8 protein-coding genes, 1 tRNA gene and 2 pseudogenes are annotated in these 10,719 nt (G+C 67.9%); 4 read left to right on the top strand and 7 right to left on the bottom strand.

Translation table 11 applies throughout. From position 1 onward, the window contains the following. Window positions 1-183 precede the first annotated feature (183 nt). The 5 genes from ABZX10_RS22680 to aceE form a co-directional block, all read right to left on the bottom strand. The gene (locus ABZX10_RS22680) at window positions 184-1,479 is read right to left on the bottom strand and encodes a KasA/KasB family beta-ketoacyl-ACP synthase (RefSeq protein WP_355545551.1); all 1,296 of its coding nucleotides are present in this window, start codon (window positions 1,477-1,479) and stop codon (window positions 184-186) included. A gap of 13 nt (window positions 1,480-1,492) precedes the next feature. Continuing rightward, window positions 1,493-1,798: a meromycolate extension acyl carrier protein AcpM gene (gene acpM / locus ABZX10_RS22675; protein WP_068530048.1), complete on the bottom strand. Its 306-nt coding sequence runs from the start codon at window positions 1,796-1,798 to the stop codon at window positions 1,493-1,495. A 114-nt stretch (window positions 1,799-1,912) separates the two neighbouring features. After that, entirely contained in the window at window positions 1,913-2,815 is a 903-nt protein-coding gene (locus ABZX10_RS22670; protein ID WP_082789423.1) for an ACP S-malonyltransferase, read from the bottom strand. A gap of 137 nt (window positions 2,816-2,952) precedes the next feature. After that, entirely contained in the window at window positions 2,953-4,242 is a 1,290-nt protein-coding gene (locus tag ABZX10_RS22665; RefSeq protein WP_139057692.1) for a helix-turn-helix domain-containing protein, read from the bottom strand. 6 nt (window positions 4,243-4,248) lie between these two features. Further along, window positions 4,249-6,972: a pyruvate dehydrogenase (acetyl-transferring), homodimeric type gene (gene aceE / locus ABZX10_RS22660; RefSeq protein ID WP_355545548.1), complete on the bottom strand. Its 2,724-nt coding sequence runs from the start codon at window positions 6,970-6,972 to the stop codon at window positions 4,249-4,251. A 367-nt stretch (window positions 6,973-7,339) separates the two neighbouring features. Here aceE and ABZX10_RS22655 point away from each other — a divergent pair, with 367 nt between their 5' ends. The 4 genes from ABZX10_RS22655 (at window position 7,340) to ABZX10_RS22640 (ending at window position 8,858) form a co-directional block, all read left to right on the top strand. Then, window positions 7,340-7,726, top strand: coding sequence for a DUF3052 domain-containing protein (locus ABZX10_RS22655; RefSeq protein WP_068569285.1), 387 nt, complete (start codon window positions 7,340-7,342; stop codon window positions 7,724-7,726). Beyond that, a complete protein-coding gene (locus tag ABZX10_RS22650; RefSeq protein WP_068569284.1) occupies window positions 7,723-8,235 on the top strand; it encodes a peroxiredoxin in 513 nt (170 codons plus the stop codon). Before ABZX10_RS22655 ends, ABZX10_RS22650 begins: the two co-directional genes overlap by 4 nt. Next, window positions 8,226-8,302, top strand: a tRNA-Val gene (locus tag ABZX10_RS22645). Before ABZX10_RS22650 ends, ABZX10_RS22645 begins: the two co-directional genes overlap by 10 nt. Window positions 8,303-8,555: 253 nt before the next feature. Further along, window positions 8,556-8,858, top strand: coding sequence for a hypothetical protein (locus ABZX10_RS22640; protein ID WP_355545539.1), 303 nt, complete (start codon window positions 8,556-8,558; stop codon window positions 8,856-8,858). Between the two features lie 27 nt (window positions 8,859-8,885). Here the strand turns inward: ABZX10_RS22640 and ABZX10_RS22635 are convergent. Continuing rightward, window positions 8,886-9,086, bottom strand: a pseudogene (locus ABZX10_RS22635) (zinc ribbon domain-containing protein); the annotation flags it as partial. Window positions 9,087-9,229: 143 nt separating this feature from the next. Then, window positions 9,230-10,394: pseudogene (locus ABZX10_RS22630) on the bottom strand (IS3 family transposase). Between the last annotated feature and the right edge of the window lie 325 nt (window positions 10,395-10,719).

The following is a 10,719-nucleotide window of genomic DNA, read 5'->3' as shown; positions in this document are numbered from 1 at the left end:
GGTCGCCGACGGCGGGGGTCAGCTCGTCGCGGTCGCCGGTCTCGGTGTCGCTGCTCCACTCGCGCAGGCGTTTCATCTCGCGTCCCCGACAGGCACGCGCGACAGGACCGCCCCGACCGGACCGCCCGGAAACGACGAACCGGCCGCCGGGGGATCCCCGACGGCCGGCTCTCGTGGAAACGATCAGTACTTGCCGAAGGCCAGCGCCACGTCGTGGCCGCCGAATCCGAACGAGTTGTTCAGGGCGTACTGGATATCGGTTTTGCGGGCCTGCCCGTGCACGACATCGAGGTCGATGTCGGGATCCTGGTTGTCCAGATTCAGGGTGGGCGGGATGACGCCATCGCGGATCGCGAGTACGGTCAGCGCCGCTTCGAGCGCGCCCACGGCGCCGATGGAGTGCCCGAGCGCGCCCTTCGGCGCGTAGACCGCGGCGTCGGTGCCGACGGCGGTGATGGCCTTGGCCTCGGCGATGTCGCCGATCGGGGTCGCGGTGGCATGGGCGTTGATCAGGTCGATGTCTGCGGGGGTGAGTCCGGCGACCTCGATGGCACGCTTCATGGCACGCGCCGCGCCGCGGCCCTCGACATCGGTCTGCACCATGTGGAACGAGTCGGACGTGATGCCGGCGCCCATCAGGCGGGCGAGCGGCTTCGCACCGCGCGCCAGCGCGTGCTCCTCGGTCTCGATGATCATGAGCGCTTGGGCCTCGCCGAAGACGAAGCCGTCACGGTCCTTGTCGAACGGGCGCGAGGCGGCCTGCGGGTCGTCGTTGCGGGTCGAGAGGGCCCGCATCATGGAGAACGGGGCGATGACGGGGCTGTCGATGCGTCCTTCGATGCCGCCGCAGACGGCGATGTCGGCGTCGCCGAGAATGATCTGGCGCCAGGCGTGGGCGATGGCCTCGTTGCCCGTCGAACAGGCCGAGACGGGCGCGATGGCGCCCGCTCGCGCACCGATCTCCAGCGCGGCGACGGCCGCAGGGCCGTTCGGCATGGACATCTGCACCGCGAACGGCGAGACCTTGCGGACGCCGTGGTCGCGCAGTGCGTCCACGGCCTCCACCATCGACTCGCCGCCGCCGAGGCCGGTGCCGACGACCGCCGCGAGGCGGAACGGATCGACATCCGGCCGACCGGCCTTGTCCCAGAGCCGCTTGGTCATGACGTACGAGGACTGCTCCACGTACGACATGCGCCGCTTGGTGACGTGCTGCTTGGCCAGGTTTCCGGCGAACTGGCGGTCGGGGCGCTCGGGGACCTCCGACGTGGGGTCCTCGAGCAGCTGACCTCCGAAACGTACGGGGAGGTCGGGGATCTGCACGCCGATGAAATCTCCCTCGAGCGGCCGGATGCCGCTGCGACCCTCGAGTAGACCCGCCCAGGTGGAGTCGGTATCGACTCCGAGCGACGTGGTCAGCTCGATGGCGGTGACGACGACACTCGGGAAGTCGCCACCGCGCGTCGAGAAATTCCTCAGCGAAGGCAAGACCCTACTTGCCCTTCTCCGCCTCGTACTTGCCCTTGAGCTCGGCAGCGAGATCAGCGTTCTCGGCCTCGAGCTTCTGGATGTACGCGACGGCGTCGCCAACGGTCTTCAGGCCCGCGAGGTCCTCGTCCGGCACCTTGACGCCGTACTTGTCCTCGAGCTGCACGGCGATCTCGACCATCGACAGCGAGTCGATGTCCAGGTCGTCGATGAACGCCTTGTCCAGGGTGACCTCGGAGGGCTCGATGCCGGTGACCTCTTCGATGATCTCGGCGATGGCGGCGACGATTTCGTCCTGGCTGGTGGCCACAGTGGGTCCCTTTCCTTGTGTGACCCGACCCGCGATTTCGCGGAGACGGGAGTATCTGTGCGACGTACGTCGCGGGTTCGACGGTGCCGGGCGGCCCCGTCGGCGGTACGAAGGCTACTGCGCGGGGGCGAGCAGCTCGGCCAGATCGGCCGGGGTCTTCACGGCGACCTGCGGCACGCCCTTGAGCTCGCGCTTGGCGATGCCCACGAGGGCGCCGGCCGGCGGCAGCTCCACGACCATCGAGACCTCGGCCTCGCGCATGGTGGCGGTGCACAGGTCCCAGCGGACCGGGCGGGTGACCTGCGCGACGATGGCCGCGAGGGCCTCGGCACCGGAGGTCACGGCCTTGCCGTCACGGTTGGACAGCAGGGTCAGCTGCGGGTCACGCGGGGTGATGGACTGCGCGGCGGCCGCGACGGCCTCCTGCGCGGGGGCCATGAACTCCGTGTGGAAGGCGCCGGCCACGGCGAGCGGGCGCAGGCGCGCCTTCTCGGGGGCGTTGTCGGCCAGCTTCGCCAGGTTCTCGACGGTGCCCGCGGCCACGATCTGCCCGGAGGCGTTCATGTTGGCCGGAATGAGGTCGAAGGACTCGAGGGTGGCGAGCACGTCCTCCTCGACGCCGCCGAGCACGGCGGTCATCGACGTGGGGACGAGCGCGCAGGCCGCGGCCATGGCGCGGCCGCGGATCGCGGCCAGGCGCACGGCCTCGTCGGCCGTGATGACGCCGGCGACGGCGGCGGCGGCGAGCTCACCGACGGAGTGGCCGGCGACGACGGTGTCCGACGGCTGGTCGCCCATCTGCTCGAACGCGAGCAGTGCGGCGGCCACGACGAGGGGCTGGGTCACGGCGGTGTCCGTGATCTCGTCGGCCTCGGCGATGGTGCCGAGGCGGACCAGGTCGAGATCGGCGATCTCGGACCACGCGCGAAGGCGCTCCACGGCAGAAGGCTGGTCGAGCCATGCCGTCAGCATGCCGGGCTTCTGGGAACCCTGTCCGGGTGCGAGCAGTGCAATCACGCTTACCAGGAAACACCCCGGGAACCTGAAAGGAAGGTGTTGGAGCCTGAGAACCTGCCCCAGGTAATTTGTGGGGTTTCCACAAAAGTGCTGCTCAGCGAGTCCTGGCTGTTACCAGAGTGTTATTTGTGACTCGACTAGCTCAGTGAGAGGTCTGTGATTCGCGTCATAGCGGCGGGGGTGAAACGGTCCGGATTGGCCGCCGCGAGACGCCCGATCGTCGCTGCCACACGGAGCACGAAGGCGTCGCGCGGGTCCTGCGGATCGCGCCCGGTGATCTCCGCGATCTTCTTCAGGCGGTACCGCACGGTGTTGGGGTGGACGAACAGCTCGCGGGCGCAGGACTCCACCGCGCCGCCCGAATCGAGGTAGGCGTCCAGCGTGTCCGACAACGCCGAACCGGCCTCCTCGAGCGGCTTGACGAGCAACTCGTAGAGCGTGCGGCCCGCGTGCGTGTCGCCGATCAGGGCGCGTTCGGGCAGCAGCTCCCAGCTGTGCACCGGACGCGGGGCCCCGGGCCACCCCGCCACCGCGTTGACGCCGGCGATGGCCTCCACGGCCGATGCGTGCGCGTCCTCGAGAGTGGGCGTGGTGTGCCCGATCACCACGGGACCGTCGGCGAAGTGACGCATCAGCGCCTCCCCGAACGGGTCCCCGGTGGTGACCGCGCCGCTGACGATGACCACCAATTTGGTGCCCTGCACAACGGCGAGGGCCGAGCGGCCGTGCGACCGGGCCGTGTCGTGGACCGATCCGGCCACCGAAACGTTCTGGTCCGGCGGGGGATTGCCGACGATGACGGTGGCCGACGCGACCGGGTCCCAGTTCAGGGCCGCGGCGCGGGAGAGGAGGTTCGCGCCGGTGTCGCCGCGGACGACCGCGTCGACGACCAGCGCCTCCATCCGCGAGTCCCACGCGCCCCGGGCCTCGGCGGCCGAGGCGTAGATCGCCGCGGCGCCGAATCCGATCTCCCGGCCGTACCGCAGCACGGCTTCGGTGAGCGCGATGAGCTGCTCCTCGTTGCGCGCCAGCAGCGGCAGCCAGCGTTCGAAGAACTCCATGGCCACGCGGACCATCTCGACGGTCTGCAGGAGCGTGACCCGCCGGGCCAGGTCCTGCGGCACCGACTGGAAGGCCGCCACGGTGTACGCGACGTCGCCGCCGTGGTCGATCCATTCCGCGAAGTTGACCACCGCGGTCTGGACGACCAGCTGGATCGACGCCCGCTGGCTGGCCTCCAGATCCGCGAAGTAGGGCAGCTGCTCCTCCATGGAGCGCACCGCCTCCGTCGCGACCCGGCCCGAGTACTGGCGGATCCTGGCGAGGATCGCCTCGGGCAGCACCTCACGGGGCTCGGGTCGCTTCCTGGTGAAGCCCCCCTTCCCCGGCCTCCCGGGGAGGGGGAACGAGCCCGTATCGGCGGTCATGGAGTCCTAGGCTACGCCGGGGTCCGAAACCTGCTTCGGGGCGGCGAGCACGTCGTCGATCCGGTACCGCTTCGCTGCCTCCGCGGCGACCGAGAAATCGAGCGCACCGTCGCGCGCGAGCCCCAGCAGAACACCCACGACGATCGACTCCGCGTCGACGTTGAAGTAGCGCCGGGCGGCCGGACGCGTATCCGAGAACCCGAAACCGTCGGTGCCGAGCGTGACATAGGTGCCGGGCACCCACTGCCGGATCAGGTCCTGCGTGCCGCGCATGAAGTCGGACGCAGCGATCGTCGGGCCCTCGGTGCCGGCGAGCACCTTCGTCACGTGCGGCGTGCGGAACTCCGCGGACGGATCGCGCAGCGCCGCCTTCTCCGACTCGATGCCGTCGCGGGAGAGCTCCACCCAGCTGGTGACCGAGAACACCGACGCCGAGACACCCCAGTCCGCGGCCAGCATCTCCTGTGCCGCGAGCGCGTCGGGCATGGTCACGCCCGAGGCGAGGATGTTCGCCTTCTTCTCGTGCGTGCTCTCCGCGGGCTTGAACAGGTACATGCCCTTGAGCAGACCGTCGACGTCCAGGTTCTCCGGCTGCGCCGGCTGGCTGATCGGCTCGTTGTAGACGGTGATGTAGTAGTAGATGTTCTCCGGGTTCTCCCCGTACATCCGCCGCAGGCCGTCGATCACGATGTGCGCGAGCTCGTACGCGAACGCCGGGTCGTACGCGACGACGGCCGGGTTGGTCGACGCCAGCACGTGGCTGTGGCCGTCGGCGTGCTGCAGGCCCTCACCGGTCAGCGTGGTGCGGCCGGCGGTCGCGCCGAGCACGAAGCCGCGGGCCATCTGGTCGGCGGCGGCCCACAGGCCGTCACCCGTGCGCTGGAAGCCGAACATCGAGTAGAAGATGTACAGCGGGATCATCGGGACGTCGTGCGTGGCGTACGACGTGCCGACCGCGGTGAACGACGCCGTCGAACCGGCCTCGTTGATGCCCTCGTGCAGGATGACGCCCTGCGGGTTCTCCTTGTACGCCAGCATCAGCTGCGCGTCGACCGCCGTGTAGGTCTGACCGAGGCGGTTGTAGATCTTCAGCGTGGGGAACCAGCTGTCCATGCCGAAGGTGCGCGCCTCATCGGGGATGATCGGAACGATCCGCGGGCCGACCTCCTTGTCGCGCAGCAGCTCCTTGAAGATGCGCACGACGGCCTGCGTCGTGGCCACCTGCTGCTTGCCCGAGCCCTTGAGCATCACCTTCACGGCGTCGACGCCGGGCGTCTGCAGCACCTGGGCCTGCGTACGGCGCGAGGGCACGAAGCCGCCGAGCTGCTTGCGGCGATCCAGCATGTACTGGATCTCCTTCGACTCCGGTCCCGGGTTGTAGTACGGCGGGAGGTACGGGTCCTTCTCGAGCTCCTCGTCGGTGATCGGGATCCGCAGGTGATCGCGGAAGCCCTTGAGGTCGTCGAGCGTGAGCTTCTTCATCTGGTGGGTCGCGTTGCGGCCCTCGAAGTTGTGGCCCAGACCGAAGCCCTTCACCGTGTGCGCCAGGATCACCGTGGGCTGGCCCTTGTGCTCCATCGCCGACTTGTACGCCGCGTACAGCTTGCGGTAGTCGTGGCCGCCGCGACGCAGGCCCCAGATCTGCTCGTCGGTCATGTCCTGGACCAGCTCCTTGGTTCGCGGATCGCGACCGAAGAAGTGCTCGCGGACGAACGCGCCGTCGTTCGCCTTGAAGGTCTGGTAGTCGCCGTCGGGCGTGTTGTTCATGATGTTGACGAGGGCGCCGTCGCGGTCCTTGTGCAGCAGCTCGTCCCACTCGCGGCCCCAGATCACCTTGATCACGTTCCAGCCGGCGCCGCGGAAGAAGGACTCGAGTTCCTGGATGATCTTGCCGTTGCCGCGGACCGGGCCGTCGAGACGCTGGAGGTTGCAGTTGACGACGAAGGTCAGGTTGTCCAGGCCCTCGGTCGCCGCGATCTGGATCTGCCCGCGCGATTCCGGCTCGTCCATCTCGCCGTCGCCGAGGAACGCCCACACGTGCTGGTCGGAGGTGTCCTTGATGCCGCGGTCGTGCAGGTAGTGGTTGAACCGCGCCTGCTGGATGGCGTTCATCGGGCCGAGGCCCATGGACACCGTCGGGAACTCCCAGAAGTTCGACAGCAGCCGGGGGTGCGGGTAGGAGGGCAGGCCCTTGCCCTTGTCCTCGTGCGACTTCTCCTGGCGGAAGCCGTCGAGGCGCTCCGCGGGGATGCGGCCCTCGAGGAAGGCGCGGGCGTAGATGCCGGGGGAGGCGTGGCCCTGGATGAACACCTGGTCGCCGCCGCCGGGATGGTCCTTGCCGCGGAAGAAGTGGTTGAAGCCCACCTCGTACAGGGAGGCCGCGCCCGCGTAGGTGGAGATGTGCCCGCCGACGCCGACGCCGGGACGCTGCGCGCGGTGCACCATGATCGCCGCGTTCCAGCGGATGTAGGCGCGGTAGCGGCGCTCGAGCTCCTCGTCGCCCGGGAACCAGGGCTCGAGGTCGGTGGGGATGGTGTTGACGTAGTCGGTCGAGGTGAGCGACGGGATGGACACCCGCTGCTCGCTCGCGCGCTCCAGCAGACGGAGCATCAGGTACCGCGCGCGGGCCGGGCCGTGCGTCGCGATCAGGTCGTCGAAGGACTCGATCCACTCGCCCGTCTCGTCCGGGTCGATGTCCGGTAGATAGGAGGCCACGCCCTCGCGGATCACGCGGACGCGGTCCGGGCGACCGTCGTTCGACGGTGCGGGGCCCCCTCCGGAAGTGGTTGCCGGGGTGGTGACGGTCGAGTCGGTCACAAGTGCTCCTCACGGGTCGCGAAGGCGGTACTGGATGATGCCGGGGGTGCGCGGTGTGTCGCGGATCCCATCCTGCCGCATTCGAAAGCTACTCGACAGTCGGATTCCGCGTGGTGGAATTCGCCAGGTCCGCAGGTGCGAGTTCGGCGTACCCCGCTTGCGTGCGGGCACACGTGCCGTAAGTTGACACGCAACACTGCTGAACGGACGGCATCGGGCCGTCCGTGCGAACGCGAGGAGGCTCCCACCGGTGTCCACGAATGGGTCATTCGCCCAGAAGATGGGCCTGCAGCCCGGAAACATCGTGCAGGAGATCGGTTGGGATGAGGACACCGACGACGACCTGCGCCTCGCCATCGAGGAGCTCACCGGCGCGGAGATGCTCGACGAGGACGTCGACGAGGTCGTCGACGTCGTGATCCTCTGGTGGCGCGACGACGACGGCGACCTGGTCGACACGCTCATGGACGTCATCACGCCGCTGTCCGACGACGGCTACGTGTGGGTGCTCAGCCCGAAGACGGGCCAGCCCGGACACGTGCAGCCCAGCGAGATCGCCGAGGCCGCGCCCACCGCGGGCCTCACCCAGACCTCGTCGACGAACCTCGGCTCGTGGATCGGCTCGCGCCTGGTGCAGCCGAAGTCGGGGCGCGTGGCCAAGAGGTGACCACGCCCTGCCCCGACGGTGCGCCGTCCGCGCCCCTGCAGGTCGGGGCTGTCGCGCCCGACTTCACGTTGCGCGATCAGAACAACCGGCCGGTCTCGCTCGAGTCCTATCGCGGGAAGAAGAACGTGCTGCTGGTGTTCTTCCCGCTCGCCTTCACGGGCACCTGCGAGAGCGAGCTCGGGGGCATCCGCGATTCGCTCCCGTCCTTCGAGAACGACGATGCCGCCGTCATCGCCGTGTCCGTCGGCCCGCCGCCGACGCACAAGGTGTGGTCGGGCTCGCAGGGCTACCTGTTCCCGATCGTGTCCGACTTCTGGCCGCACGGCGCGGTGTCGCGCGAGTACGGCGTGCTCAACGAGCGCAACGGCTACCCCAACCGCGGCACCTTCGTGATCGACCGTGACGGCGTGATCCGCTTCTCCGAGATGAACGAGCCCGGCGTCCCGCGCGATCAGTCGCTTTGGGAACACGCCCTCGCTGCGCTAGCCTCATCCGGCAAGCGCACATAGCTCAGTTGGTTAGAGTTCCGGTCTTACACACCGGCTGTCGGGGGTTCGAGTCCCTCTGTGCGCACCAAGGTATCCGTATTCAAACTCTCACCAACCGGTGGGAGTTTTTGATTGCCTGAGCTCAGGAGTTCGGGCACGGTCACAACCGGCTCACCTGGCCGTTCCTGCTCAGAGGTGGCGCTCGCTGCCGCGATCTCCGTGAAGGTCTTGAACGGCTCGCGCAGGGTGCCAACAGCCCGCTCCTCGATGACGTCGATGCGCTCGAAGAAGGCCTGGTTGTAGAGACGGCGATGCGGCTCGGAGGCTGCCAGGTAGCCGGCGTGGCAGTCGCGGGCGTAGGACAAGGCCTCGGTGAGGGTGGCTTCGACGGCGTCGACGGTCGCGGTGGTGGCGTCGAGCCGGGTCTCGATATCGGCGAGCTGACGTGCGATGCGGTCTTGCTCGGATTTGAGCAGATCGAGCGGGACGGCGTCGGCGTAGTGGGCGCGGAGCAGCTGGGTGCGCTCGGTCAGGAGGTGGTCGCGCTGGACGGTCAGGTCGTGGCGTTCACGGTCAGCTTTGTCCCGGGTGCCCGCCAGCTCGCCGTGGAGCATGGTGGTGATGTCGGACACCTGTCCTGGTGACAGTTGCACGGTGCGATAGAGCTCTTCGACGCGTTCCTCGACGGTGCCGACGTGGAGGGCTTTCTGCTCGCAGGCTGTGCGCTTCTGCTGACGGCCGATGCAGATGTAGTACGGGTAGATCCGGCCTTGTTTGCCTCGGGCCATGGTGACGATCAGGCGGGAGCCGCATGAGCCGCAGAAGACGGTGGACTTGAGGTAGTGCGGGTGCTCGCGGTTGCGCTCACCCATCATGTGGCTGGCGGCGACCTCTTGGACTCGTTGCCAGGTGGCCGGATCGATCAGTGCCTGATGCCGTCCGCTGTGTACCGCGCCGCGATAGGCCACGTCGCCCTTGTAGGGGACTGCTGCACCGATAGGTGACAGTTACGGTGTTATGCCGCTGGGGCGGCTGTGTTGATGATGGTCTCGTACTCGATCGGGGTCAAGCGGCCGAGTCGGGCCTGCCGGCGCCGGCGGTGGTAGGTCCGTTCGATCCAGGTGACGATCGCGATCCGTAGCTCCTCGCGGGTGGCCCACCGACGTCGATTGAGGACATTCTTCTGGAGCAGCGCGAAGAACGATTCCATCGCCGCGTTGTCACCTGCGGCGCCGACACGTCCCATGGACCCGACCAAGCCGTACCGGCCCAGCGCAGCCACGAACTTCCGAGACCGAAACTGAGACCCTCTGTCCGAGTGAACAATGCAACCCGCAACATCGTCTTCTCGGCGGGCGACCGCGTTGTTGAGCGCGTTCACTGCGAGGCGTGATTGCATACGGGAGTCGATACTGTAGCCGACGATCCGCCCCGAGCAGGCATCCTTGATCGCACACAGGTAGAGCTTGCCCTCATCGGTCCAGTGCTCGGTGATATCGGTCAACCGAGCTCGTTCGGAAGCTCGGCGGTGAAGTCACGTTCGACGAGGTCATCGTGCACCGGCGGCCCGGGCTTCTTGCCGTTGCGGCCTCGTTTCTTGCCGAAGCTCGACCACCAGCCGTTGGCGCAGCAGATCCGCCACGCCGTCCGGCCACTCATGGGTTGACCAGCAGCTTCGGCCTCGTCAGCGAGGAACCGGTACCCGAACTCCGGGTCCTCGCAGTGCGCATCGAACAGGGCGTTCGCCCGCTCCGCGGCGACCCGGTCGGCGGTGGTGACCGCATCATTGAGCCATCGGTAGTAGGGCTGGCGGGCGAGCTTGAGGACCCGGCACGTCACCGTGACGGGGATCCCGTCGGCGGCGAGCTCCTTCACGAGCGGGTAGAACCTTTTCCCGGCAGGTTCGCCTGCGACAGATACGCAGCCGCACGTCGCAGAACCTCATTCTCCTGCTCCAGCAAACGGATTCGCTTGTTCGCCTCCCGCAGCTCCACGGACTGCCCCGACGTCATCCCAGGCTTGTTGCCGTCATCGATATCAGCGCGACGCATCCACTTCTGCAAGGTCATCGGGTGCACCCCGAAGTCCTTCGCGATCTGCTCGATCGTCACACCGCTCTCACGATCCCGGGCAACCCGGACCACATCATCACGGAACTCTTTCGGATAGGGCTTAGGCACGATGGCCATCCTTCCAGGCTCACCCTCCCGGGCAAGCCAGATCAGATGTCACCTACCCGTGCAGCAGTCCCTGAGCTGGTCGGGACTCATGGCGTCAGGATATAGCGGACGACTGTCAACTGTTGACAAGGAGATGCACTACATCACGATAGCCGTCTCTGACCGTGCAGCGTCAGGTCAACGACCTCGACCGAGGCGCGCCGGGGGCTGTATCGCGTCACGGCGGACAGCGCTAGTGGCTCGTGTTGAAAGTCTGTTGCCGATGGGTGTCGTGGGAGACTGGAGGGGTGCGAGCTGAACCCGTTCTGATTTCCGAGGCCGATCG

Origin of the sequence: Tsukamurella sp. NPDC003166, assembly GCF_040611135.1 — a bacterium.
In the GTDB taxonomy this organism is placed as follows: Bacteria; Actinomycetota; Actinomycetes; order Mycobacteriales; family Mycobacteriaceae; genus Tsukamurella.
This window is presented reverse-complemented; position numbering and strand designations above follow the sequence as displayed.